At 63.6% G+C, this 24,325-nt stretch carries 20 protein-coding genes and 1 pseudogene; 13 read left to right on the forward strand and 8 right to left on the reverse strand.

Going from position 1 to position 24,325, the window contains the following annotated elements; all coding sequences use genetic code 11:
* The first annotated feature begins 26 nt into the window (after positions 1-26).
* Positions 27-1,019 carry a zinc-binding dehydrogenase gene (locus tag ABFX56_RS04855; RefSeq protein ID WP_346232136.1) on the forward strand — a complete coding sequence of 331 codons (993 nt, stop codon included), beginning with the start codon at positions 27-29 and terminating at the stop codon, positions 1,017-1,019.
* Positions 1,020-1,059: 40 nt separating this feature from the next.
* On the opposite strand, the gene ABFX56_RS04860 is transcribed toward ABFX56_RS04855, so the two are convergent.
* From ABFX56_RS04860 to ABFX56_RS04870, 3 genes are all read right to left on the reverse strand, one after another.
* Positions 1,060-2,046, reverse strand: coding sequence for a LacI family DNA-binding transcriptional regulator (locus tag ABFX56_RS04860; protein ID WP_346232137.1), 987 nt, complete (start codon positions 2,044-2,046; stop codon positions 1,060-1,062).
* A 94-nt stretch (positions 2,047-2,140) separates the two neighbouring features.
* Positions 2,141-3,226: a Gfo/Idh/MocA family protein gene (locus tag ABFX56_RS04865; RefSeq protein ID WP_346232138.1), complete on the reverse strand. Its 1,086-nt coding sequence runs from the start codon at positions 3,224-3,226 to the stop codon at positions 2,141-2,143.
* Positions 3,223-4,050, reverse strand: coding sequence for a sugar phosphate isomerase/epimerase family protein (locus ABFX56_RS04870; RefSeq protein WP_346232139.1), 828 nt, complete (start codon positions 4,048-4,050; stop codon positions 3,223-3,225). The genes ABFX56_RS04865 and ABFX56_RS04870 overlap by 4 nt, the downstream gene beginning before the upstream one ends.
* Positions 4,051-4,494: 444 nt before the next feature.
* On the opposite strand from ABFX56_RS04870, the gene ABFX56_RS04875 reads away from it, so the two are divergent.
* From ABFX56_RS04875 to ABFX56_RS04890, 4 genes are read left to right on the forward strand one after another with little or no spacing between them, the layout of a single operon-like run.
* Entirely contained in the window at positions 4,495-5,694 is a 1,200-nt protein-coding gene (locus ABFX56_RS04875; RefSeq protein WP_346232140.1) for an extracellular solute-binding protein, read from the forward strand.
* Between the two features lie 27 nt (positions 5,695-5,721).
* Positions 5,722-6,867: an ABC transporter ATP-binding protein gene (locus ABFX56_RS04880; protein ID WP_346232141.1), complete on the forward strand. Its 1,146-nt coding sequence runs from the start codon at positions 5,722-5,724 to the stop codon at positions 6,865-6,867.
* Positions 6,867-7,796, forward strand: coding sequence for an ABC transporter permease (locus tag ABFX56_RS04885; RefSeq protein WP_346232142.1), 930 nt, complete (start codon positions 6,867-6,869; stop codon positions 7,794-7,796). The genes ABFX56_RS04880 and ABFX56_RS04885 overlap by 1 nt, the downstream gene beginning before the upstream one ends.
* Entirely contained in the window at positions 7,796-8,692 is an 897-nt protein-coding gene (locus ABFX56_RS04890; protein WP_346232143.1) for an ABC transporter permease, read from the forward strand. Before ABFX56_RS04885 ends, ABFX56_RS04890 begins: the two co-directional genes overlap by 1 nt.
* 5 nt (positions 8,693-8,697) lie before the next feature.
* Here the strand turns inward: ABFX56_RS04890 and ABFX56_RS04895 are convergent, their stop codons facing one another.
* The 3 genes from ABFX56_RS04895 to uxaC form a co-directional block, all read right to left on the reverse strand.
* Complete coding sequence (locus tag ABFX56_RS04895) at positions 8,698-9,774, reverse strand: LacI family DNA-binding transcriptional regulator (RefSeq protein ID WP_428834400.1); 1,077 nt, start codon at positions 9,772-9,774, stop codon at positions 8,698-8,700.
* Between the two features lie 130 nt (positions 9,775-9,904).
* Positions 9,905-11,350, reverse strand: a complete 1,446-nt coding sequence (locus ABFX56_RS04900) for a mannitol dehydrogenase family protein (RefSeq protein WP_346232145.1) — start codon at positions 11,348-11,350, stop codon at positions 9,905-9,907.
* On the reverse strand, positions 11,347-12,753 hold the full coding sequence (gene uxaC / locus ABFX56_RS04905; protein ID WP_346233152.1) for a glucuronate isomerase: 1,407 nt from the start codon (positions 12,751-12,753) through the stop codon (positions 11,347-11,349). Before uxaC ends, ABFX56_RS04900 begins: the two co-directional genes overlap by 4 nt.
* 470 nt (positions 12,754-13,223) lie before the next feature.
* Here uxaC and ABFX56_RS04910 point away from each other — a divergent pair, with 470 nt between their 5' ends.
* The 5 genes and pseudogenes from ABFX56_RS04910 (at position 13,224) to ABFX56_RS04930 (ending at position 17,613) form a co-directional block, all read left to right on the forward strand.
* A complete protein-coding gene (locus tag ABFX56_RS04910) occupies positions 13,224-14,267 on the forward strand; it encodes a Gfo/Idh/MocA family protein (RefSeq protein ID WP_346232146.1) in 1,044 nt (347 codons plus the stop codon).
* A gap of 331 nt (positions 14,268-14,598) precedes the next feature.
* Positions 14,599-14,847, forward strand: a pseudogene (locus ABFX56_RS04915) (enolase C-terminal domain-like protein); the annotation flags it as partial.
* Between the two features lie 149 nt (positions 14,848-14,996).
* Positions 14,997-16,007: a LacI family DNA-binding transcriptional regulator gene (locus ABFX56_RS04920; protein WP_346232147.1), complete on the forward strand. Its 1,011-nt coding sequence runs from the start codon at positions 14,997-14,999 to the stop codon at positions 16,005-16,007.
* Positions 16,004-16,654: a bifunctional 4-hydroxy-2-oxoglutarate aldolase/2-dehydro-3-deoxy-phosphogluconate aldolase gene (locus ABFX56_RS04925; RefSeq protein ID WP_346232148.1), complete on the forward strand. Its 651-nt coding sequence runs from the start codon at positions 16,004-16,006 to the stop codon at positions 16,652-16,654. Before ABFX56_RS04920 ends, ABFX56_RS04925 begins: the two co-directional genes overlap by 4 nt.
* Positions 16,651-17,613 carry a sugar kinase gene (locus ABFX56_RS04930; RefSeq protein WP_346232149.1) on the forward strand — a complete coding sequence of 321 codons (963 nt, stop codon included), beginning with the start codon at positions 16,651-16,653 and terminating at the stop codon, positions 17,611-17,613. Before ABFX56_RS04925 ends, ABFX56_RS04930 begins: the two co-directional genes overlap by 4 nt.
* 160 nt (positions 17,614-17,773) lie before the next feature.
* Here ABFX56_RS04930 and nadE read toward each other — a convergent pair whose 3' ends face one another.
* Positions 17,774-18,595: an ammonia-dependent NAD(+) synthetase gene (gene nadE, locus ABFX56_RS04935; protein ID WP_346232150.1), complete on the reverse strand. Its 822-nt coding sequence runs from the start codon at positions 18,593-18,595 to the stop codon at positions 17,774-17,776.
* A 393-nt stretch (positions 18,596-18,988) separates the two neighbouring features.
* Between nadE and gndA the strand changes: the two genes are divergently transcribed.
* From gndA to ABFX56_RS04950, 3 genes are all read left to right on the forward strand, one after another.
* Positions 18,989-20,443: an NADP-dependent phosphogluconate dehydrogenase gene (gndA, locus tag ABFX56_RS04940; RefSeq protein WP_346232151.1), complete on the forward strand. Its 1,455-nt coding sequence runs from the start codon at positions 18,989-18,991 to the stop codon at positions 20,441-20,443.
* A 66-nt stretch (positions 20,444-20,509) separates the two neighbouring features.
* A complete protein-coding gene (locus tag ABFX56_RS04945; protein ID WP_346232152.1) occupies positions 20,510-22,033 on the forward strand; it encodes an aldehyde dehydrogenase family protein in 1,524 nt (507 codons plus the stop codon).
* Entirely contained in the window at positions 22,030-23,772 is a 1,743-nt protein-coding gene (locus ABFX56_RS04950) for a thiamine pyrophosphate-requiring protein (RefSeq protein ID WP_346232153.1), read from the forward strand. The genes ABFX56_RS04945 and ABFX56_RS04950 overlap by 4 nt, the downstream gene beginning before the upstream one ends.
* 18 nt (positions 23,773-23,790) lie before the next feature.
* On the opposite strand, the gene ABFX56_RS04955 is transcribed toward ABFX56_RS04950, so the two are convergent.
* Complete coding sequence (locus ABFX56_RS04955; RefSeq protein ID WP_346232154.1) at positions 23,791-24,324, reverse strand: LeuD/DmdB family oxidoreductase small subunit; 534 nt, start codon at positions 24,322-24,324, stop codon at positions 23,791-23,793.
* Position 24,325: the final 1 nt, after the last annotated feature.

The raw sequence follows: 24,325 nt of genomic DNA on the forward strand, positions 1-24,325 counted from the left end.
CCAATCCAGAAATCACGAGGAGAGCCATGTCAGACGCCACCGAGAACAGGATCCTGTTTGCCGGGCAAGACGACTGTCGGATCGAGCCGTTCACGGTGCCGGCGGTTCTGCAGCCGACTCAGGTGCTGGTGAGAAATGAGGCCTCGCTGGTGAGCGCGGGCACCGAGCTTGCAGTACTGCGCAGGCGGCACCGGGCATTCGCCTCCGGCGGAGCTGCAGCGCTTCAGTTTAAGTACCCGTTCTACCCCGGCTATGCCGCGGTAGGACGCATCGAAGCCATCGGTCGTGAGGTCACGGGGTTCGCAATCGGTGACCGAGTGTGGCACCCGAGTGCCCACGCAACTGTGTCGACGCCCGAGGCTAACCTTTGCCTGCCAGTCCCGGACGGAATCGAGCCTCGCGACGCGGTTTTCTTCAGCTTGGTGCAGATCGCCATGACCGCCGTGCGCCGTGCCCCAACTGAACTGGGCCAGACCGTTCTGGTCAGTGGTCTCGGCCTGGTCGGGATTCTCGTCGGCCAGTTGTACCGCATCTCCGGAGCCTCGGTCATCGCGGCCGACCTCTCCAAGGGACGGCTGCGCCGGGGCACCTCCCTGGGATTCGCCCCCGTCATCGACCTTGGGGAAACTAGCCTGGTTCACTGGTTCGCCGCCAACCCCGCCTCAGCACCGGATGTCAGCATCGAGGCCGCAGGCATCGAGAGCAATATCGATGCCTGCCTGAAGGTAACCAGAGCTGGTGGCCGCGTGGTTTTGCAGGGAAGCCCACGCAACACGATGGAGATCGATCCGTACACGGACATCCACAAGAAGGGCCTGACCATCATTGGCGCCCACGACAGCACGGTTAGCCCCCAGGTGCGCCAGCGGGACGTTCCCTACCTCTTCGGGTTGTGCGGAGGGGCATTGCACTTGAGCGAAATCCGAACCCATGAACTTCCGTACACGGAGGCTCCCGTACTGTACGACCGCCTCGAGGATAGTCTCGACGAGTATCTCGCCGTCGTGCTGACCTACTAGCGGATGCGCCCAGCGCGGTCGGCGTGCACGATGGGAGTCATCAACGCCGGTCAATCGCTCCGGAGGAGCCTCGCACGATCAGGTCGACTGACAGGGTGCGGGTCGCCTTCGGGACGGACGGCTCGATGATCTCCGTGATTAACATGTCGATGGCTTCTTTGCCCAATTGGCGATGCGGAACGGCCAGCGTCGTGAGCGCGGGCGACACCAGCGTTGCCGCCGGAATATCGTCGAACCCGATTATGGAGACGTCGCCAGGGACAGCGATGCCGCGGCTGGTCATGCGGCTCAGAACGCCAAGGGCGATCAGGTCATTGAAGCACACAACGGCAGTGGCGCCGCTGGCGATTGCCCGATCTGCAGCGGCCACCCCGCCAGCGAATACCGGCGCGAAATGGCCCATTTCGAGGATCTCGATTCCCGGAAGTTCGGCCTCTGCCCCACGCAAGCCGCGGGTCCTCGCCTTGTCCGACCAGGAGTCGCGCGGACCGGACACGTAAGCAACACACGTATGACCGAGTGCATGCAAGTGCATGAGCGCCTGGCGCATCCCGTCGACATTATCCACCGTCAGTGCGTGCATCCCCTCGGACTCGCGATTGACAAGCACGATGGGGATCCTGGATGCGTGCTGGTGGAGCGCCTCATCGGACATCCGGGAAGAGAACAGCACAAGACCGTCCACCTGTTGCGCCAGGTAGGAAACGAACTCGGACTCCAGGCGCGCGTCTTCCTCGGTGTCTGCGATGAAGACGGCGTAGTCGTTTCTTCGGGCCCGGCTCTGCGCGCCCTTCACGACGGCGGCAAAAACCGGGTTCTCAATGTCGGGAACGACCAGGCCGATATTGCCGGTCTTCCCGGTGATGAGACCGCGCGCGGCAAGGTTGGGTTGATATCCAAGTTCGGCGGCAACCCGCTGGATGTGCTCCCGCTTTGCCGGTGCGACCTTGTCCGGGTGTGTGAGCGCCCGCGAAACAGTGGATGTCGAGACCCCAGTCATCCTGGCCAGATCACGGACGGTTACCATCGTTCACTTCACTTTTTCTCTAGATTATCGCCGCATCCACACCTGAGGACGATGAAGCGGCGGCGGCGCACTTTTCCGGGGCTTCCCTTCTGCCCTATGAATGCAGTGAAACGGGCTGACCGGTCCTCGTCGACTCGTATATCGCGAGGATAACGGCTAATGCCGCGCGGGACTCCGCAAGACCCACTCTCACTTTCTCGATGCCGGCCACCGCGGCCAGGAAGTTCGCATACTGGTAGTGGTGCGCATCGGACAGTGCTCCGGGGTCCCTGCTGCCGGTCACCCCGGCGCCTCGCCGGGGTACGGCGTGCTGGAACTCCTCCAGCTGATTGGTACCAGCGCCGCCACCCAGGTCGGACAATGAGCGACCATCATGCGCATGGATGTACACCAGCTGGTCGTCGTCGATAACAGCGGAGCCCTTGTCACCGTGCACCTGAAGCCGCGCGCTCAGGCCCGGATATGCCGCAGTGGTCCCGTGAATGACCCCCAGTGCTCCGCTTTCGAATTTCACCACCGCGACCGCGGTGTCTTCCACTTCGATTCCACTGTGCGCGAGAGTGTCACCATACGCGAAGACCTCGACCGGGCGGCCCATGGCAGCGAGGAGCAGATCGATGGTGTGCACGCTCTGATTCATCAGGGCGCCGCCACCGTCAAGTTCCCAGGTACCGCGCCAATCGCCTGAGTCGTAGTAGTCCTGGGATCGCCACCACGCACAGCTCGCGATTCCGGACGTGAGCCGACCGAGCCTGCCGTCGGCGATAGCCTTGAAGACCACCTCCGTCGATGGGTCGAAGCGGTGCTGGCTGATGACAGTGAGAACCGTGCCTGCCCTGCGGTGTGCGTCCGCCAACTGGTCGACCTTAGCGAGGTCGATGTCGACCGGCTTCTCCACCACCACGTGCTTGCCGGCGTCCAGTGCCTCGATCGCGATCTCGCCGTGGATGCCGCTCGGAACGCACACGGCTACCGCGTCGAACTCCACGTGCTCCAGCGCCTCCGCGAGCGAGGTGAATGCGCTACCACCCCGCGCCTTTGCCAGTGCCGAAGCGCGCTCCGGCACCGTGTCAATGACCGCGACCAGCGCGGCGCCGTCGATCTCGCTCATGACGAGTCCATGCCACCTGCCGATGACTCCGGCGCCGACAATCGCGAACTTGACTGGTGTGGTGCTCATGAAATGTCAATCCCCTCTTTTGTGACAAGTGAGGTGAAAGCCCCCCACGCGTCGCTGAACAGCTCTGGACCCGAGAAACCGCCGAAGCCGGTGGAACGACCCAGGTGCGGCTCCAACGAGAAGAACCCGTCGAAACCGTCGAAATGCAACGCACGAATCGTCTGGGCGACCTGCGCGTCACCCCGGCCCGCGGCGACAACGGCCCCGGTCGCTGCGACGGCATCCTTTATCTGGAGATACTCCACAAAGGGCCGAAGAAGGGCGTAGCCGTCGTCGAATGGGGCAACGCCGGAGTGGACGAAGTTTGCCGGGTCCCAGGTAAGCCGCAAGTGCGGAGAATCGACGCTCGTCACTAGATCATGGCAACGCTGCGGAATGTCCCCGTAGATGCCGACCTCGTTTTCGTGCAGGAGCACGAGCCCATGAGTTTCGGCGATCTGTGCAAGGGCAGAAAGTCGGCGAATCACCTCGGTGCGATAGTTCGCAGGATCCGCCCCTTCGGGCAGATAGAACGAGAAGATCCGTATGTACCGTGTGCCCAGCTCTCCGGCGATCCTCGCCGCAGTTCTCATTTGCTCGAGCACCGGCTCGAAATCTCCCTCGATCGAGGACTTCCCCACCGGCGATCCGATGCAGGACACCGTGAGCTGGTGGCGCTGAAGCGTCTGCTTGACCGTGGCGAGTTGATCGTCCGACAGCGCCAGCACGTTGGTGTCCCACGCGCTGCGGAACTCTAGATAGCTCATGCCAAGACCACGAATGTGGCTGCATTGCTCCTCGAAGTCCGCCGCGATCTCATCCGAGAACCCTGACAAGTTCCACACGGGTCTGACCTCCTTGTTGGCGTTCGAACCGCCTCTGCCTGGATACGCGCGTTGTGGTGAGCCCGCTGACGTGCCCCCATATAACCACACTGAGACAAGTGATACAAACGATTTCATCAATTAGTCAGAAAAGCGTGCCCATATGCCTCCTCCGCCCCGTATGAGCAGCCCCGGATGACTATTTGAGATCGCGTCCGCGCTGGGTGTCTATGGCGGATTTATCGATAACATCGCCTTAAGCCGATGATTTCAGTCGGACTCTTGCGATTACCTTGACATCGTGTGCAAGACCTTGCAAGCTGGAGCGATCTGAAGCGGCGCGAAGCGCCGACTGCACGAGGAGGCGCAGGCGTGGATCGTTCGTTTCCGGCATTCGCTTCTAGTCCGCCTACAGATTCTTCAGGCAGCTAGGCACACCAAATCACAGTCATGAAAGGAATAGACATGCGCTTTACCCGAACAACGTTGATCGTTGCCGCCGCAACAGCCGTTACCCTTCTCGCCGCCGGGTGTGCTCCGCCCAGCAAAGAAGTGCCGGATGAGCCGGCAATGTCCGTGCCGGACAAGCCATCGGCTCCCGTCACCCTCAACATCCTGGACGGCGGTGGCAAGATCGCCGTCGAGCAGATGATCGACGCGTTCATCAAGGAGCACCCGGATGTCATCTCCAGCGTCACGTGGGAGTCGGCCTCAGAGGGCGATATTGTCAGCGCGCTCAAGCCCCAGGTGGACACGGGCAACATCAAGACCGATCTAGTGATCACGGGAACCTCCGGGCTCGCCGCCGGGATGAAGAATAATATCTGGGCTCCGATCGCCACCGACTACGCGGACCGGCTGAGCAACATCGATAACCTGATCGAGCCGGCACAAGAGCTTCAGGCCCTGACCGAGGGATACGGCGTCAACGTCGTCTGGTGCTACTGCGGTCCCATCCTGACCTATAACCCGAAGGTGGTCACCGAACTGCCGCACTCCGCGCAAGAAGTGCTCGAATGGGCAAAGGCTAACCCCGGCAAGTTCGGCTATTCACGGCCGGCGAACTCCGGCGTTGGGCGCACATTCCTTCTCGCACTGCCGTACATCCTCGGGGACAAGGACCCCAACGACCCCGTGAACGGCTGGGAGAAGACCTGGACCTACCTCGAGGAACTCGGCAAGTACATCGAGAACTACCCGACCTCAACGGGCCAATCGATGACCAACCTGGCCGATGGCACCTGGACCCTGATGCCGTCGAGTGCCGGATGGGATGTCGGGCCACGCGCTCGCGGACAGGTTCCGGAGTACATGGAAACCTACCCCATGGACAACACCACGTGGATGATGGACCCGAACTATGCCCTCGTGACCCGTGGTGCCTCTGCGGACAAGATGTCGGCGATGCTCATGCTCATCCAGTACATGCTCAAGCCGGAGATCAACGCGATGACGGCAAACGGCGGACAGTATGTTCCAGGACCCGTCGTTGAGGGTGCAACCCTCGACATGGCTCCACAGGCAACCCAGGATCTACTGAACAAGTTCAACAGAGACTGGTACGCGGAAGCGACCGCCTCGGCTAAGTTCGTCGCACCGCCGACCCAGGAGGTCGTCGTCAAGGCACTCGACATCTGGGACCGCAGAATCGGCGCCGGAAACTAGTCAGCAGGATCTAGTAGGGAAAAGAAAATGGTTATCAAGTCGACACAATTCACCAGTCTTGAGTTGCAGGATTTGGGCAGGAGTTTTGGTGGGTCACGCGCCCTGTCAGACTTGAACCTGACGATCCGGGCGGGCGAGTTCATCGCCCTGCTCGGACCGTCAGGGTGCGGCAAGTCAACAGCGCTCAATTGCCTTGCCGGACTTCTTCCGCTCACGAGCGGGCGAATCATGATCGACGGGGCGCGCGTGGACACGTTGCCCCCCGAGAAGCGCGACTTCGGGATGGTGTTCCAGAACTATGCGCTCTTCCCCCACCTCTCCGTCGCGCGGAACATCGCGTTCGGCCTCGAGATGCGCAAGGTTCCGAAAGCCGACATTCGGCGTCGCGTCGACAAAGCGCTCGCCCTCGTCAAACTCGAGGCTCACGCGAGCAAGCTGCCGGGGCAGCTATCCGGTGGCCAGCAGCAGCGAGTCGCGATTGCCAGAGCGGTGATCCTCGAACCGCGGCTCGTTCTCATGGACGAGCCGCTCTCCAACCTGGATGCCAAGCTCCGGCTGGAAATGCGCGCCGAGATCAGAAAGCTTCATGAGTCGCTTGGCCTCACAACGGTCTATGTGACCCATGACCAGGAAGAGGCGCTGTCGATGGCCGACCGCTTGGTCGTGCTCAACGAGGGCAGAGTGCAGCAGGTGGGAACCCCGGAAGAGGTGCATCGCACGCCCAGAAATTGGTACGTCGCGGACTTCATGGGCTACCGCAACTTGATCGACGCCGTCGTCGAGTCCGTCGCCGGCCGCGCGGTCGTCGTGTCCGGCGGTGGCATGCGCATCAACGCGACAGCACAGCAAGCAGTGCGCGTCGGCGATACGGTGCGACTCGCGATCCGACCTGAGGATTTTGCGGACGTCGAACAGCGCGGCGTCGCACTCGACGGCAACAGGATCGACGCCAAAGTGTCACTACTGGAATACCAGGGCAGCGGCTACGCCGTGGAAGTCACGACAGCCACCAGCGACACGCTTCACGTGCACTACAAGGAGGTGCCCCCGACATCCGGCTCCGTCACGCTCACGGTTGCCGCGGGACGGGCGTTGGTGTTCAGCGTCGACCTCAGCGATCCGTCCACGATGCTCGAGGAGGATCCCCTGGTCGCGTATGAGGTGGGCAGCTAATGGCTGCAGCGTCGACGAAGCAGGCACAGCCTGGCGTTGCTAGCGCAACCCACCGCCTCGCGGAGCGTGGGATCGACAAGGGCCTATTGCTTCTGGTGCCCGCGCTGTTGTTCGCAATCGCTCTGTTCGTCTATCCCTTCACCTACGGAATCGGCCTGACGGTGCAGCCCACCGCCGACATGCAGGAGCAGTGGGGCGGTGGCTTCCTTGCGAACTACGTGGCGTTCTTCACCGACCCTTTCATCTTCGACACAGTCTGGATCACCCTGCGGCTCGCGCTGCCGGCCGCGCTGATTAACGTCCTGGTATCGGTTCCCATTGCGTTCAAGTTGCGCGGGTCGTTCGCCGGAAAGCGGTTCCTGCTGACGATGCTCGTGCTGCCGATCACCCTTGGCGCCGTTCTCACGTCACAGGGACTCCTGATCTTTGCCGGACCTGGGGGATGGCTCAATCGCACGCTTCTGGAATCCGGGATCATCAGCGCGCCGCTTCAGCTGACGATGAATTACACCGGCGTTCTGTTGTCGTTGATCATCAGCGGTTTCCCGTTCGCGTTCCTCCTCGTGTCGTCATACCTGTCTGGGATCGACCCCAGCCTCGAGTCTGCCGCCAGAACCCTTGGAGCCGGTTGGCGTCAGCGTTTCCTGCGCGTCATCCTTCCCCTGCTCGCACCCGGTCTCGCCACCACCTTCATCCTCACCTTCGTCCTGGCATTCAGTGTGTTCCCGTCGGCACGGTTAGTTGGTGACGCGCTCGGCGAAACCCGTGTGATCTCGCTCGTTGCCTTCCGCGCATTCGGAGAGCAGAACGATTACCCCATGGCCTCGACGATCGCGCTCATGCTTGGAGTCGTCGAACTCGTTGTCGTGGCGGTCGTGCTGCTCGGGCGATCCATGCTCTACAAGGGCCCAACCGGAGGGAAAGGCTGATGGCCATCGCAACCTCGTCTCGAAAGCGCCTCGGAAAGCCGAGCAGCCGCTTGCCTGGCGAGCGCAGTCTCGTCGCCTCCCCCACCACCTGGGTGGTCTGGTTCGCGGTCGCTGCGTTCTTCATCCTGCTGTTCGGCATCCTGTTCGGCGTGCTGACGGACTCGTTCGCCAAGCAGTGGTTCGGCACCTGGTTACCAGAGGGCTACACGACCGATTGGTACAACAACTCATGGGAGCGTTTCGACCTGGGGCACGTCGTGATCGTAACGGTCGTCGTCGCTCTGACCGTCGTCATCGTCTCGGCGCTGATCGGGGTTCCCGCCGCCTACCAGCTGGCACGGCGCAACTTTCCGGGCAAACGATTGATCTCGGTGCTCTTCTTGCTGCCCATCCTGATGCCACCGCTGACTTACGGAATCCCGCTTGCCACGGTCATGTACAACCTGGGGCTGGGACGAACGCTTCTCGGGGTGATCCTAGTGAACATCGTGCCAGCCGTTCCCTTCGTGATCCTCACCATGACGCCGTTCATCGAACAGATCAGCCCTAACATCGAAAACGCGGCCCGCATGAGCGGAGCCAACACGCGCGCGCTCTTCCTGCGCATCCTGATGCCCCTCTTGATTCCTGGCCTGTTGGCGGCATCCGTTCTGGTGCTGGTCCGGACGGTCGGGCTTTTCGAACTCACCTTCCTCGTCTCCGGGCCCGACACGGACACCCTGGTCGTGACCCTCTATCGGGCGATGACCGCAGCGGGGGGAACGGTTTCGCGCCAGGCGGTCTCCGCGATGTCGGTCGTGTACTCGCTCACTATGATGATCATCCTGATCATCGCCCTGCGAGTGGTGAACCCGACGCAGCTCGTGGCCAGAGTGGACGCCGGCCGGAAAGAGTAACCGACCTACTGGTGTGCTGGCCCAGTCGATCCCCGAATGATCAAGCGCGTGACAAGGGCGTCTGACAATGGGACATCGAAGGATGCTTTGCCGTCGAGGTCATTCAGCAGCTGAGCGAAGGCCAATGCTCCTGCGTCGCGCAATGGCGACATGATGGTGGTGAGCGGCGGCGTGGTGAAGTCGGAGCCGAAGATGTTGTCGAAGCCCACGATGCTGAGATCCGTGGGGATGGAAAGTCCGGCCTCGATGACCTCCTGCATGAGTCCGATGGCCATCAGGTCGTTGTAGGCGATCGCAGCCGTCACACCAGACGCCAGAACGTCGGTGGCCGCGGCTCGACCGCCGTCAACGGTTGGCACCCCTGCCTCGATCCGGATGGCGCTCACGTTCGACCATTCGCAGCGCTGTTCAATGCTCTTCCATCGCCGCTCGGACATCCAGGATCGTGTCGGCCCGGCGATGTAGGCGATAGAACGGTGGCCGAGGCTGACGAGATGGCGTATGACTTCTGCGATGCCGTAGTCGACGTCGGCGACCACGCCAGGGACGCCTGCCACTTCGCGATTCACCACGACCACTGGTTTCTGCTCCGCGAGTCGCACGATCGCCTCATCATCCAGTCGGGAGGTCACGAGCATGATTCCGTCGGCGACTCGCATGAGCCGCGCCGCCGCCCGCAGCTCGTTGTCCGCGGATTCTGCGGACTCGGCCAGCAGCAGAGTGAAGTCCTTGTCGACCGCGGCTCGCTCGACGCCCCGGACGACGTCGAAGAACATGGGGTTCGTGATGTCGGCGACGATCAGGGCGATGGTGTTCGTTCTTCCGGTTGGCAGTGCCCGCGCCATGGGATTCACCTGATAGTTAAGCTTCGCCGCCGCATCGCGGATGCGTTCCTCGGTCTTGGCGCTGATTCTGCCCGGCTTGCCCAGCGCACGGGAAACGGTTGACGGATTCACCCCCGCAACTCGCGCGATGTCGTAAATGGTGGGCGCGAGCCTCTCCGATCTCCTCGGCTTGCCCTCGCGCGCGGTCACTGATACGGACTTCTCGCTATCGGCCCCAGTTGACACCGCACTACCCACTTCCGCTCATCGCAAATCGTTGCGGCATCTGACGATGTGACGATACCCACACCTCGGGCTGAGTCAAGGATACCCATCTACAACCGCCCCTTTCGGGTGCAGACTCCGTCGGCTCACCGGAACAACGCAACTATACCGACTGATCTGGCAACCGGTTGCACGAACTCACCGCGGAGCGCACCAATTCGAGAAAGCCGACATCCATTGCCAAGGTCTCGCTCAGGAGCCCAAGCAGGCTCTGGACCACCTCGTCGGGACGCAAGGCAAGCGCTCTGGCGATTTTGGCGGAGTCCAGATCAACAAGGTCGCGTCCACCGATGAGCAGGGCAATCCATGCGCCTATCGCGCGCGCGCACCCTTCGGCGCTCCGGCCTGCCTGCCGTTCTGCGATCGCGATCGGAGCGACCCTGATCCGCAGTTTCGCCACACCCTGAATGGCGATCTGAGAGAGTCGGTGTTCGATCCTGACGTTCTCAAAGCGATCCAGAAGTGCGACGCAGTATGCGTCCAATTCTGCCGCGGCGATCGGGAGCTGCCGACGTGCCTCCTGCCAGAACTCCGTCACCCACTCCCTGCAGCGCTCGTCCGCGATCGCGGATGCGACGGTCAGGTGGCCAAGAGCAATTCCCGCATAGGCCAGCAGGCTGTGCGCACCATTGAGAAGCCAGAGTTTCCGTTGCTCGAACGGTTCGACATCCTCGACGAACAGGGCTCCGCCGTTCTCCCACTGCGGCCGTCCGGCCGGAAACGTGCCGCTCAGCACCCAGTCCCTGAACGGCTCTGTGACGACGGGAGCTCCATCGATCCATCCGGTGGCTGCCGTCACCAGCTCGAGGTCGGCCGGGGTCGTCGCAGGTGTGATCCGGTCGACTGAGGTCGACACGAATGAGACGTTGGCACGGATCCAGCGCGCTGTCGTCACGCTCGCTCGGTCTGCCAGCGCGAGGAGACCTGATTCAACGAGGTGTCCGTTTCTAGGCATGTTGTCGCACGGCACGATCGCGATCGGGCCGGACTCATTTCTCCGGCGAGCCTCAAGCCCCAGCAGCAGCCGACCGAGCGGGGTAGTTGGCCCGTCGTCGGAGTACTCCAGTTTTGCGGCGGTCAGCCGGGCATCCAGCCAGGCGACGTCCCGCGCCATGACCTCGTCATTCTGGTCTGGAGTTCCGTCCGCAGTCAGGCGGTAGCCGGCCTCGGTGATCGTCATGGTGACGATTGCCGTCAACTTTGCGGCGATCAGGGGAATGAGCCTGTCCAGCCGGCCGCCGTCCCACGCTTCGACGATGCTCCGGACCACGGTGATCCGATCACCAGTCGCTGACCGCTCCACCAGGTGAAAGAGCCCGTCCTGAGGAGCGAGCAACTCTGCCACCCGCGGGCTTCTGCCCGTGAATGCAGCGATTCCCCATTCGGCATTCGGATCGCATTGATCGGTGAACCACGCCTGATGCGCGCGGTGGAATGCACCGAGCCCGAGGTGCACGATGCGGATTGGCGCCCGACGTCCCGCCTGGCCATCGCGGTTCTGAAGAGCCGACCATGACAGCGGAATCGCGACGGTCGTGTTCGAAGTCATAGTTTGAACACTCTCCGCGGGATTGCGTCGACCAGGTCGACGATGATCCGCTCCGCCTGAGCGCGCCCGACGCGGCCCTCTCCAACCAGTCGCGCCAGAAATGCGGAGTCTGCCCTGCGCGCCATGTCATGGCGTGCAGGAATTGACAGGAACGCACGTGTGTCGTCAATAAATCCTGAGCCGCGGTAGAACCCCGCCGTCTCCGTCACAGCCGCGCGGAAGCGCTGGATCGAATCGGGAGCGTCGAGGAACCACCATGGCGCGCCGACGAAAACGCTCGGGTAGAACCCCGCCAACGGCGCGACTTCCCGCGAATACACTGTCTCGTCCACACTGAACAGCACCAAATGAAGGTTTGTGTTCAACCCGAATTCCTCGAGCAGCGGCCTGAGATTCTGGGTGTACTCGACGCCGATCGGAATGTCGTGGCCGGTGTCCGGACCGAGCCGATCGAAAGTGGAGCTCGAGTGATTCCGGTAGACGCCCGGATGAACCGTCATGACCAGCCCATCGTTCGTGCTCATTCTGGCCATCTGGAACAACATGTGGCCGGCGAATACACGCGAATCCGCCGGCGTCAGGCGACCGGCCACGGCACCTTGGAACAGCCGTGCCGCATCCAGCTCGTCGAGGTCGACCGTGAACGGTTGGCGCACGCCGTGATCCGCCGAGACCGCACCTCGTTCGATGAAGTAGGCGCGGCGACCCTCGAGCGCGCGCAGGTAGCCGCTGAAGTCGTCCGGCTTCTCCCCCGCCCACTCCATGAGACGCGAAATCCGCCCAGCGAACCCCGCTGCGGAAGGATCGAGATACGCGTCCGGACGAAACGTCGGCAGGACTCGCCCACGAAACGTCGGATCGGTTGCCAACGCCGAGTGCGCCGCCAGATCGTCCATGGGGTCGTCCGTCGTTGCCAGCACGTCGATTCTGAACCGATCGAAAAGGGAACGAGGACGGTAGTCGTCGAGCGCGAGCTGCGACGCTATCGCGTCGTATAGGGCGTCGGCCGTCTCGGCAGATGGCTCGAGCTCGATGTCGAAGAGCGTTGCGAATTCGTGGGTAAGCCAGTAGCCGGACGAGGTGCCTGCAAACAGGTCCCAATTGGATGAGAGCACACGCCACGCCGCCCGCGGGTCAACGAGAACACCGGATCCCGCGCCCAGCGAGCCGAGATCCGCCCCAGCCGCGTGAAGCAGTCGCGTTATGTAGTGATCGTGCGACACGAACAGTTCTGCTGGGTTGGAGAATTGCCGGTTCTCCAACAGTAGCGACGCGTCGACGTGCCCATGCGGCGAGATGATCGGCAGTTCTGCGACGCGGGAATAGAGAGATCGCGCGATCTCCCGGCAAGCAGGGTCGACAGGAAAGAGTCGGTCAGGATTCAACTCGAGTTTCGTTGGCACCCCTTCATTGAATCGGGGCGCGATAGAATTGTCAATCGGTTGCCAAACCTTGGGATTGGATATCGCCTTTGGGAGACGCGTCAGCCTGTCAGTACGGCCAGCGGGGGAAACAATCAAGGAGAAACTGTGGTGCACCACAGCACGGCACAGGCAACATCCGTTGTTGTCAGCCTGGGGATGATCGACCAGATTCCACCGTGTGCGAGTCCGGTGACATCATCGTCGCCGCGGCCTACGACGCGCTGCAACGCTGGAGAGCTCGCGTCCCACCCGATCGAGGTATTGGCGCAGGACTGGCTGCGTGCCGACCGGCTCTCGGGCACTCTGGTCCAGAGAGAGCTTGACCTCTTCGCGCGCGCACGTACCGGCGCGTCGATGCTGAGGGAACGTTCCACGCTTCGCGAAGCGGCGCTCGCAGCGAGATCGAAGGGGACGTCACTCGCTGGATTCAATCTGCTAAGTCGTCAATCATGACCTTTCCCCGCGCGCTGCCGGCGCCGCCATATCTCGATCCTCGGGAGGCACCGTCGCTGCGGTGGGGCATCCTTGGCCCCGGTCTCATCGCGGCGGACTTCGTTGCAGCCCTTCTCGCGCACACAAATCAGGAGGTCGTTGCCGTCGGCTCCCGGAGCCTGGATCGGGCACGGTCGTTCGCCGGGCGATTCGGCCTCGACCGAGCGCATGCCTCTTACGCCGACCTCGTGATGGACCCCGAAGTCGATGCGATCTATGTCGCGACGCCGATGAGCGAGCATTACGACCAGACACTGCTCTGCATCGAGGCGGGCAAAGCGACTCTGGTCGAGAAATCTTTCATGCGCACGGCGACCGAAGCGCGCGAGGTGCAGCGAAAGGCGACGGATGCGGGAGTCTTCGTCATGGAAGCCATGAAGACGCGATACCTCCCGCAGCTTCAGATTATCGACCAGCTGATATGTGACGGCGTGCTCGGGGACATCGACAGCGTCGTGGCGCAGTACTGCGTTGTCACGCCGTATCAACCACTCCATCGCCTGTTCAATCCGCTGTTGGGTGGCGGCGTTGTTCTCGACATCGGGGTGTACCCCCTCTCACTTGCCGCCATGCTTCTCGGAGAGTTCTCCAGCGTGCAGGCCTCTGGCACACTGGCGCCGTCAGGTGTCGAGGATTCTGTATCCGCAGTACTCACGACATCGTCGGGGTCACGCGCCATGCTCAATGCCAGCTGGCGAGGCGAGGCTGCGATCCGGGCGGACATCAATGGAAGCCTGAACCGAATCGAGCTGGGAGAGCCTTTTCACAATCCGGCACCACTGCGCCTTGTCTCCCCCGACGGTCGGCAGTGTCTTGAATGGAACGACCAGCGGTTCCCCGGCCGTGAAGGCATGGTGTTCCAGGCCGCGGCGATGGCCCGATATCTCGACGCCGGGCTAACCGAGTCCCCACTCCAGAGCCTCACCGACAGTGTGATGGTGATGACAGTGCTGGATGAACTTCGCCGTCAAGTCGGTGCTCAGTTCGATGATGAACTGTGATTCAACTGGGGAAAGCCGTATCACCACCATCCGCCAGGTTGCGACTGCCGCCGAGTCTCAGTCGGCAAGGCTTCAACCGATCGGCTACCCGACGCTCATTACCGAGCAGCTGATCGACTACGTGCGCAGCGCCGTCCCCCACTCAGAACGACGCTCGACTTCTGGGTCACGCTGCGCGGATTCACGGTTTGCTACGACAGGCCGAAGGAGGGCTTCGCTATCTCACGCTCGGAACAGCGCACGTCATGCTCGAGCAGATTGGCGTTGGCCGGAACTGGATTCCCGACGTCCTCGAGAAGCCGCTCGGCCGCGGAGTGAACTTCGAAATCACTGTGCCGCCGCCCTGCACCTGGACATCGCGATCAACAACTTCGGTATCCAGGAGTACATGAAGCACTCCAACGACACCCTTGAGGTATTCCGCACCAGCTATACGTTTGAGGCCGGGCTGCTCCACCCCGGCGACAACCCCGGCCTCGGCGTCGAGTACGACGAAGAGCTGGCGGCCTCGTTCAAGTACACGCCCGCCTACCTGCCGGTCAACCGCCTGCTCATCGACGGCTCCATGCGCGACTGGTAGGTCCGCCGGCTTCTCGGTTGTCTCTGCGCGCCCGCTCGTCACGACCGCGCCTGCTCGCCCGTATGCGGTCGTGACAAACGGGCGCGGCCGGCACCCGGCACTGGGTTACACTGTGATGTAACCGGTTTCATTGCGACAGGGGCGGTGACATGACGACGATCCGGCAGGTGGCCGCGGCCGCCGGCGTATCTGTCGCCACCGCATCCCGGGCGCTCAGCGGATCGCCCTCGGTGATCGAACCGACCAGGCAGCGCGTGCTCGACGTCGCTGCCGAACTCGACTTCACGGTGAGCCGCCTGGCCCGGAGCCTTGTCACCGGGTCGACCGGCAACGTGGGAGTGATCCTCCCCGACGTGACGAATCCGTTCTACTCGTCATTCCTCGCTGAATTGGAGTCTGGGCTCGACGTCCGTGACATCGGTCTCCTGGTGGGCGACTCCCACGAAGACCCGGCACGGGAACTCGGTATCGTTCGGCGGATGACGAGCCAGGTAGACGCGCTTGTCCTGGCCTCAAGCCGGCTCGACGACGACAGCATCATCGCGGCAGCGGCACGGATGCCGGTCGTGCTCGCCAATTGCGCGCTCGCACCCCAGACGCCGCTGCCCGAGAAGCTGCACCAGGTGGTGGTGGACATCGACCGAGGCTTCACCGACGCCGTACGACACCTGCACTCACTGGGCCATACCAGCCTGGTCTACCTGGATGGCCCCGTCCGCTCGTGGTCCGGCCGGCACAAGCGGGCGGTCCTCGATCGAGCATGCCAGTCGATGGGGATGCGCGTGACCACCGTCGGCACTGACACGCCGGACTTCGCCGCAGGCTGGCAGGCGGCATCCGGTATCGACACGCGAGTGGTGACCGCGGTCATCGCGTTCAACGACGAGGTCGCCCTCGGGGCGCTCTGCGCACTGCGCGAGTCGGGCATCGACGTGCCGCGACAGGTCAGCGTCATCGGATGCGACGACTCGCTGCCCGACGGTCTGGCGTGGCCGAGCCTCACCACCGTGGACAGTTCGTCGCGCGCACTCGGCGCCCTGGCCGCCGCCGCGATCCTCGGCACGGCACCCAGCCGCACCGCACACGTTCCCACCCACCTCGTCGTACGACACTCGACATCCGTCGCGCGACATCCATCACCGAAGGAGCCGACTCCATGACCGACAGCACACGAAGCGAACCATCCCAGGCACTGTTACAGACACCGCTGATCGCGGTGCTCCGCGCGGCACGGGCCGAGGACTACGACCAGGTGGTGGCGGTGCTCGGCCAGAACGGGGTCCGCTGCGTGGAACTCACCCTCAGTACTCCGGGAACGATCGAGCATCTACCGGACCTCATCGAACACACCGGAACTGAAGTGGAAATCGGAGTGGGCACGATCACCACCGTGGCTCAGGCGCAACGCGCGATCGACGCGGGCGCGAAATACCTGGTCACCCCGGTCACCGACCTGGACATCATCGCCCTCGCGCTCAAGCATCGGCTTCCGGTGTTCCCCGGCGGGCTCACCCCGACCGAGCTGCACTCCGCCTGGCGGGCCGGAGCCACCGCCGTCAAGATTTTCCCCGCCCAAACCGTGGGTGCGAAGTATGGATCGCATCTGCGCGGTCCGTTCCCGTACCTGAAGTTCGTGCCGTCCGGCGGAGTCGCACTGGACGATATCCCGGCATGGTTGCACGCCGGCGCTACCGCGGTGAGCCTGGGCGGTCCGCTGATCGGCGACGCCCTCAAGGGTGGCTCGCTGCAGGGGCTGGCCGAGCGGACCAAGCGGGCGGTCGAGATCGTCCGCGAGGCAACCCGATGACATCGTCCGCGCACCGTGGTGGTGTCGTCACGCTCGGCGAGACCATGGCGCTTGTCGCATCTACGTCGTTCGGACCGCTGCAGCACTCCCACACGATGCATCTGGGCATCGGCGGATCCGAGAGCAACGTGGCTATTGCGCTGAGCCGGCTCGGCACCGAAGTGACCTGGATCGGGAAGGTCGGCGCCGACTCCCTGGGCGACCTCGTGGTGCGGGAGATCGGCGCAGAAGGAGTACACGTTGTCGCACCACGGGACCCGGATGCGCCCACCGCACTGATGGTTAAGGAATACCGCACCAGCGTCGACACGCACGTCTGGTACTACCGGAAGAACAACGCCGGTTCCCGGCTGCGCGCCGACGAGGTCGACCCAGACATCATCCGGAACGCGGCGCTGCTGCACGTGACAGGCATCTCGCCCGGCCTGTCAGAAACCATGGCTCACACCGTGGATGAGGCGATCCGCATTGCGAAGGACGCGGGCACGATCGTGTCGTTCGACCTCAATTTCCGTGGAAAGGTGTGGTCCCGCCAGGCCGCCCATGAGGCGTACCTGCGCATCATCCCCCAGGCCGATATCGTGTTCGCCGGCGACGACGAAGCGGCCATCGCCGTGGGGAACGCCGAGACTCCGCTTCAACTCGCGCACCGGCTGGTCGATGCCGGCGCCGGACAGGCGATCGTCAAGCTGGGGGCCCGCGGCGCGGTTGCTGTCGTGGACGGCATCGATTACGAGAGGGCGGCCGTCAAGGTTCCGGTGGTCGACACCGTCGGCGCCGGTGACGCGTTCGTCGCCGGCTATCTCGCCGACTTACTACTCGGCGAGGATGTGCCGGCCCGGCTGACCACCGCCGTGACGGTAGGCGCCTACGCCTGCCTCACCAACGGCGACTGGGAGGGTACCCCGCGCCGGCATGAACTCGCTCTGCTCGGCGGCGTCGAACCGGTGAGCCGATAGGTACGGCACTTGACAGCCCCGGCTGACCTATATCAGCTGGTTCGTCGTCGTCGTTTAAGGTGCGGGTAGCGACGAGCTCGACCACCGAGGCGGCACGACCACCGGGGCGGGTCGACCACCGGGGCCGCTCGAGGACCGGGCGGCTGGACCGAGAGGCAGCCTACCGCCACCAAGTGTCGTAGAGGGTGGCCGGAGCGCGACGCTTGTGCTCCGTCATCAGATAGCGCGCCTCGATAGCCTCGGCAACCTCGACCGGCACATCCTGGCCCTCGAGATAGTCGTCGATGTCCTCGTACCTCATCCCCAGGTTCTCCTCGTCGGTCTGGCCCGGGATGCCGTCGAGCAGATCGGCGGTCGGCACCTTGAGATAGAGCCGTTCGGGGGCATCCAGTTCCTGCAGGAGCGCCCGTCCCTGACGTTTGGAGAGCCCCGTGAGCGGGGTGAGGTCGACCCCGCCATCGCCGAACTTCGTATAGAAGCCAGTCACTGCTTCGGCAGCGTGGTCCGTGCCGACCACAAGCAGTCGGCGCTGGCCGGCGATCGCGTACTGGGCGATCATCCGTGCCCTGGCCTTGACGTTCCCCTTATTGAAGTCGCTCAGTGCAGCCCCGACGCCATCCAGATATTCGGCGGTGAAGCCGTCGACGGCACGTTTGATATTGAACGTCACTTCGCGCTGCGGTCGAATGAACGACAGCGCCAGCCGGGCGTCATCCTCGTCGTGCTGCCGTGAGTAGGGCAGTCGCATGGCGACGAACTCGGCGTGGGTGCCCTCAGCCTCCAGCCGTTCGACCGCGAGCTGGCAGAGCCGGCCGGCCAGCGAGGAGTCCTGGCCGCCACTAATGCCGAGTACAAATCCCTTTGCGCCGGTTCTCTGGGCGTATTCGGCAAGGAATTCGACCCGTAATTCGATCTCTTCCCGAGGGTTGATGTTCGCCCTGACATGCAAGTCGCGGATGATCTTTGCTTGCAATTGACGCATGACAGCACCCTACTGCTGCTAAGGGTCGACACGGGAGAGAGAGAATCGATCCGCAACGCGGAGATTGCCAGATCGACAACCGCCACAGGCTCAAGGCTTATGTCAACCCTGACACCGTGCTCATCAGGAGCCAGCGGCTCGAGGATAGCGTATTGCGATTTGAGAAGTGCTGGCGGCATGAACTCGTGCTGTCGGAGACTAATCCGGGCAGCAACCAGTTCAATCGGGCCCTCCGGGTCGACGATGAAAAGATCGGGAACCGAATCGCGAAGAAGATCCCGGTACTTCCGCTTCAGGGCGGAGCATTCAACGATAATCCGTCCTGCTCTACCAGTATCAACTTGCCATTGCCCTACGCTGGAAGAGGCCAAAATCTCGCCGCTGGAGGAATACGTGTCAGATCCCGTGCAAAGCCCTGCAAACATCGGTGTGGTCGGGATGGCCGTGATGGGCTCGAACCTCGCCAGGAATCTGGCGAGCCGGTCCGGCAACACGGTGGCGGTGTACAACCGGTCGCCGCAGAAGACCCGGGATTTGGTAGCGGAGCATCCGGAAGCAGGATTCGTCGCGAGCGAGAGCATCGAGGACTTTGTCGCCTCACTGGCCAAACCTCGCACGGCGATCATCATGGTGAAGGCCGGAGCGGGCACCGACGCCGTGATCGAGCAGCTGTCTGAACTGTTCGAGCCCGGCGACATCATCGTGGACGGCGGCAACGCCAACTTCCACGACACCATGCGCCGCGAGAAGGAGCAGCGCGACAAGGGCATCCATTTCGTGGGTGTCGGCATCTCCGGCGGTGAGGTGGGAGCGCTCGAAGGACCCTCGATCATGCCGGGCGGGTCCGTGGAGTCGTACCGAACCCTCGGCCCGATCCTGGAGTCGATCGCCGCGGTGGCCGAGGGCGAGCCGTGCGTCACCCACATCGGCACGGATGGCGCCGGCCACTTCGTGAAGATGGTGCACAACGGCATCGAATACGCCGATATGCAGCTCATCGCCGAGTCCTATGACCTACTGCGGCACGCCGCCGGCCTCTCCCCCGCCGAGATCGCCGACGTGTTCTCGCAGTGGAACAAGGGCGAACTCGACAGCTACCTGATCGAGATCACCGCCGAGGTGCTTCGGCACACGGATGCCGAGACCGGGAAGCCGTTCGTCGACATCGTGCTCGACGCGGCCGGCAGCAAAGGTACCGGCGTCTGGACCGTTCAGAACGCGCTCGACCTTGGAGTTCCAGTGTCCGGAATCGCCGAGGCCGTGTTCGCGCGCGCTCTGTCGTCCAAGCCCGAGCAACGCGCCGCGGCGGCCAACCTCCCCGGTCCGAGCACGCCGTGGCAGGTCTCCGACCGTGATGCGTTCATCGAGGACGTGCGACACGCGCTCTATGCGTCGAAGATCATCGCCTACTCGCAAGGCTTCGACACCATCGTCGCCGGCGCGCAGAAGTACGGCTGGGACATCAAGAAGGGCGACGTGGCGAAGATCTGGCGCGGCGGCTGCATCATCCGCGCCGTGTTCCTGAACCGCATCACCGAGGCGTACGCCGACAATCCGGATCTCGTCGCGCTCGTCACGGCGCCATATTTCACGGATGCCGTCGCCAAGGCCCAGGAATCCTGGCGCCGTGTCGTGGCGGGAGCCGCCCAAGCCGGCATCCCAACACCGGGCTTTTCCTCGTCGCTCGCCTACTACGACGGCCTCCGGGCCAAGCGTCTGCCCGCCGCCCTCGTGCAGGGCCAGCGCGACTTTTTCGGGGCGCACACCTACCAACGCGTGGATAAGGACGGCGTCTTCCACACACTCTGGAGCGGCGACGGCAGCGAATTCCAGACCGCGGCATCTTGACCCTCGCCGACGCCTCGCGGTATTCTCGGGGATACTAAGGGTCCCGAACAAACAAAGGCGTCGGCTATGGGCTTCATGGATCAGGTGGTACCAGGGCAGAGCATGACGATCGGATCGCTCGTCGGCGATGAGGAGTGGACCGATCATGCTGGATCCTTTGACGTCGTCGACCCGGGTCGTCTGAGCGATATCGTCGGCACCGTCGCCACCGCCTCGGCGTCCGACATTGACCGCGTTGTCAGTGTCGCGGCACGCGCTCAAACCGGCTGGCGGGCGCAGAACGTGGCGGAGCGCTCCGCGCTCTTGGTGCGCGCCGCGAGCGAACTCGAGGAGAACAGCGAGCAACTGGCGATCCTCCTCACCCGCGAGAATGGATCGGTTCTGCCCATCTCGAGGCGGGAGATCCTCTCGGCGGCGCAGATGCTGCGCTTCGCGGCGGATGCGGGGCTGGAGCTTCTCGGTGACGGGGAGCTCTTCACCGACCCTGAGAGTTGGGTGCGCATCAGGCGTCAACCGTTCGGAGTCGTCGGTTGCATCGTCCCGTGGAACGCACCGGTTATTCTCACGGCACAGAAGATCGGCCACGCCCTGGTCGCGGGCAACACCGTGATCGTGAAACCGTCACCCTTCGCTCCACTAACGGTGTCGCTCATCCTCAGACGGCTGGCGAGTTTCTTCCCGCCAGGGGTCATCAACGTCGTGCACGGCGATGGCGACGTCGGTTCCGCCCTGGTCGCACATCGCGACGTTCGTAAGATCTCGTTTACCGGCGGCGGGGCGACCGCCAAGCTCATCATGCGGTCGGCGGCAGACTCGCTCACCAAGATCCACTTCGAACTCGGCGGAAACGATCCCGCCATGGTTCTCGACGACGCCGATGTCGAATTCGCGGCAGATCGGATCACCGCCCAGGCGTTCCGACGCTCAGGTCAGGTGTGCTTCGCCATCAAACGCGTCTACGTGCCGCGCGCTATGGCCGGCGACCTCGGCGAGGCGATCCTCGAACGAGTTGGCCGCATCGCCGTGGGGCACGGCCTCGACCCGGAGGCAACCATGGGTCCGCTCAACAATCAGCAGCAGTTCGAAAAAATCCGCGGGATCAACGACCGGCTGACGGCCGCCGGCGCGAAGATCACGACGACCGGTCGGGCGCTCCACCCCGAGGAGTGGGAGAACGGTCACTACCTCCGCCCGGCAGTGGTTCTGGATGCCGACCCCACGGATCAAATAGTCACGGAAGAGCAATTCGGCCCAATCCTCCCCATCGTCAGCTACGACACCGAGGACGAGGCAGTCGCCATGGCGAACGGGACCGAGTACGGACTCGGTTCATCCGTCTGGTCGTCGGACCCCGAGCGGGCGGTCGCGTTCGCGTCACGCATCCAGGCCGGGATGACCTTCATCAACGAGCACGGCCTGTCCGCGCTCGGCCAGAAGCACGTGCCGTTCGGCGGAATCAAACAGAGCGGCATGGGCTGGGAGAACTCCCCGTCGGGTCTCGCGGAGTACCTCGAGTTCCACAGCATCACTTTCCACAATGTTGACTCTCACGGCAAAGTTGACTCTCACAGCGCCGACGGCGTGAAGTGAGCGGGGCCGCCGAGGACACCACCTCGGACGCCTTGATCGCCGCGCTCGCCCAGGCCGGTGTCTCGATTATTTTCGGCAACCTGGGAAGCGACCATCCTGGCGTGATCGAAGCGCTGGCTAGGGCCAGGTCTCGTGGCGAGGAGGTGCCAGCCGTCGTTATCTGCCCGCACGAGACCACCGCCATGAGCGCCGCGCACGGGTACGCCCTGGCCACCGGGGAAGCCCAGGCGGTCTTCGTGCACACCGATGTTGGCACGGCGAATCTCGGGGGAAGCGTGCACAACGCGGCGCGCTCCCGTATGCCGGTCTTCGTTTTCGCCGGACTCACCCCGTACTCGCTGGAGGGTGAGCTGCCGGGAACCCGCAACAGCCACGTCAACCATCTTCAAGACGTCCACGACCAACACGGGCTCGTGCGGCCGTATGTCAAGTGGAGCTACGACATCCACACCGGCACCAACGTCAAGCAGCTCGTGTTCCGCGCCCTGCAGATTGCGAACAGCGCACCACGCGGGCCGGTCTACCTCACCGGCGCCCGCGAGGTGCTCGCCCAGCCGGTGCAGACTCGAGAACTCGCCGCCGAGCGCTGGCAGCCGATTTCACCAATTCCGGCGCCGGCCGGTTTCACCACTGAGCTCATCGAGGCGATCGCCGCGGCCCGCTTCCCGCTCCTGATCACCTCCCATCTCGGCAGCAACCCGAGTGCGGTGAGCAAACTCGTCAGCTTCGCGGAGGCGATGGGTGTCGGCATCGTGGAGACTACCCCGTCGGCCATGAACTTCCCGGCCAACCATCCGCTGCACCTCGGCTATGTCGTCGACGAGCTGATCAGTGAAGCCGATGTCATTGTGGCCGTCGACACCGACAGTCCCTGGATCATCTCGCGGTGCGCACCCGCGGAGGGGGCCCGTGTGTTCTTCATCGATCCCGACCCGCTCAAGGAGGATTTGCCGCTGTGGTACATGGAGTCCGACCGCTTCATCCGTGCGGACAGTGAGGCGCTGCTCGACCAGCTCATCGAATTGCTGCCATCGGCGGACCGCGCCGGCGGCACGGTGCGGACTGAGCGGTTCACCGCGATCCACAACGAGCAGCGCTCCGCTTGGGAAGCGCACCGCGCATCCGCCGCCACCACGCTCAGCACCGAAGCAGTGTGCGCGGTGCTCGGCCGGCTCATCGATGACGACACGGTGGTACTCAACGAGGCGATCACTAATTCGGGCATCATCGCACGCTTCCTGCCCAGGGTGAAACCCGGGACGATGTTCGCCAACGCCGGCACCTCGCTCGGCTGGAGCGGAGGGGCCGCCGTCGGCATCAAGCTGGCAAGACCGGACAGCACGGTTGTCAGCCTCGTGGGTGACGGAACCTATTTCCTCACCGTGCCATCATCCACGTACTGGGTTGCACAGCACTATTCGGCGCCCGTTCTCACCATCATCCTCGACAACGGCGGCTGGAACGCCACGAAGCAGAATCTGATCAAGCAACACCCGACGGGGACCGCAAACAGCGACGACCGATATTGGGTCAATCTCGCCCAGTCCGCCGATCTGCCCGGAATCGCACGTGCGGCCGGCGGCGCCTTCGCCGCGACGGTGCGCACCATCGCCGAACTCGAGCCGACGCTCATTGAGGCGCTCGCGCAGGTGCGCAGCGGACAGGCTGCCGTCGTGAGCATCCGGCTGCCCGCCATTTCGAGCCAACCCGACGAGGCGGCAGGACCTCGGCAGCGTTGAGTCACTGCCGCGAGCCGGCTACTTGCCCAGGGCCCAGTCGGGACGCGAGGCCACCAGGTTGATCAGTCCGCCCATGGCGAGCATGTCCAGCAGGAACGGATCCGCCGGTGTCGCATGGCGAACCTCGCCGGTAGTCAGGTTCGAGAACAAGCCCTCCGCGATGTCGATGACGAGCTGATCGCCGTCACTGACGAGATCGGTGATGCCCTCGAACTCGAACGGGGGCAGCCCCACCTCGAAGCAGTTGCGATAAAAGGTGCGGGCAAAGGTGTCGGCGGCGACGCAGCCGATTCCCGTGGCCTTCAGCGCCTTGGTGGCAATGGCACGACCCGACGATTGGCCGAAGTGCTTGCCTGCCACCACGATGTCACCCGGCTGCACCTCAAGCGGGAACGCCGGGTTCAGGTCCTCGAGGACGTGCCGGACGATCTCCTCCATCGGGTCGAAGACGTACTGCGTCTTCACCAGCCGGTCGGTGGGGATGTTGTCGCCGAACTTCCAGCACCTTCCCTCGAACCGGGTCTGTCCATCGGTCGTTTTCGACGTGTTCACG

It is taken from the genome of Parafrigoribacterium mesophilum, assembly GCF_039652555.1.
In the GTDB taxonomy this organism is placed as follows: domain Bacteria; phylum Actinomycetota; class Actinomycetes; order Actinomycetales; family Microbacteriaceae; genus Parafrigoribacterium; species Parafrigoribacterium mesophilum.

Excerpts from the sequence above, each read along its gene's own strand:
- ABFX56_RS04945 (WP_346232152.1), top strand. The coding sequence starts at position 20,510 with ATGGGCTTCATGGATCAGGTGGTACCAGGGCAGAGCATGACGATCGGA.
- ABFX56_RS04855 (WP_346232136.1), top strand. The coding sequence starts at position 27 with ATGTCAGACGCCACCGAGAACAGGATCCTGTTTGCCGGGCAAGACGAC.
- ABFX56_RS04900 (WP_346232145.1), bottom strand. The coding sequence starts at position 11,350 with ATGACTTCGAACACGACCGTCGCGATTCCGCTGTCATGGTCGGCTCTT.
- ABFX56_RS04860 (WP_346232137.1), bottom strand. The coding sequence starts at position 2,046 with ATGGTAACCGTCCGTGATCTGGCCAGGATGACTGGGGTCTCGACATCC.
- ABFX56_RS04875 (WP_346232140.1), top strand. The coding sequence starts at position 4,495 with ATGCGCTTTACCCGAACAACGTTGATCGTTGCCGCCGCAACAGCCGTT.
- ABFX56_RS04925 (WP_346232148.1), top strand. The coding sequence starts at position 16,004 with ATGACCGACAGCACACGAAGCGAACCATCCCAGGCACTGTTACAGACA.
- ABFX56_RS04885 (WP_346232142.1), top strand. The coding sequence starts at position 6,867 with ATGGCTGCAGCGTCGACGAAGCAGGCACAGCCTGGCGTTGCTAGCGCA.
- ABFX56_RS04865 (WP_346232138.1), bottom strand. The coding sequence starts at position 3,226 with ATGAGCACCACACCAGTCAAGTTCGCGATTGTCGGCGCCGGAGTCATC.
- nadE (WP_346232150.1), bottom strand. The coding sequence starts at position 18,595 with ATGCGTCAATTGCAAGCAAAGATCATCCGCGACTTGCATGTCAGGGCG.
- ABFX56_RS04910 (WP_346232146.1), top strand. The coding sequence starts at position 13,224 with ATGACCTTTCCCCGCGCGCTGCCGGCGCCGCCATATCTCGATCCTCGG.
- ABFX56_RS04890 (WP_346232143.1), top strand. The coding sequence starts at position 7,796 with ATGGCCATCGCAACCTCGTCTCGAAAGCGCCTCGGAAAGCCGAGCAGC.
- ABFX56_RS04880 (WP_346232141.1), top strand. The coding sequence starts at position 5,722 with ATGGTTATCAAGTCGACACAATTCACCAGTCTTGAGTTGCAGGATTTG.
- ABFX56_RS04920 (WP_346232147.1), top strand. The coding sequence starts at position 14,997 with ATGACGACGATCCGGCAGGTGGCCGCGGCCGCCGGCGTATCTGTCGCC.
- ABFX56_RS04930 (WP_346232149.1), top strand. The coding sequence starts at position 16,651 with ATGACATCGTCCGCGCACCGTGGTGGTGTCGTCACGCTCGGCGAGACC.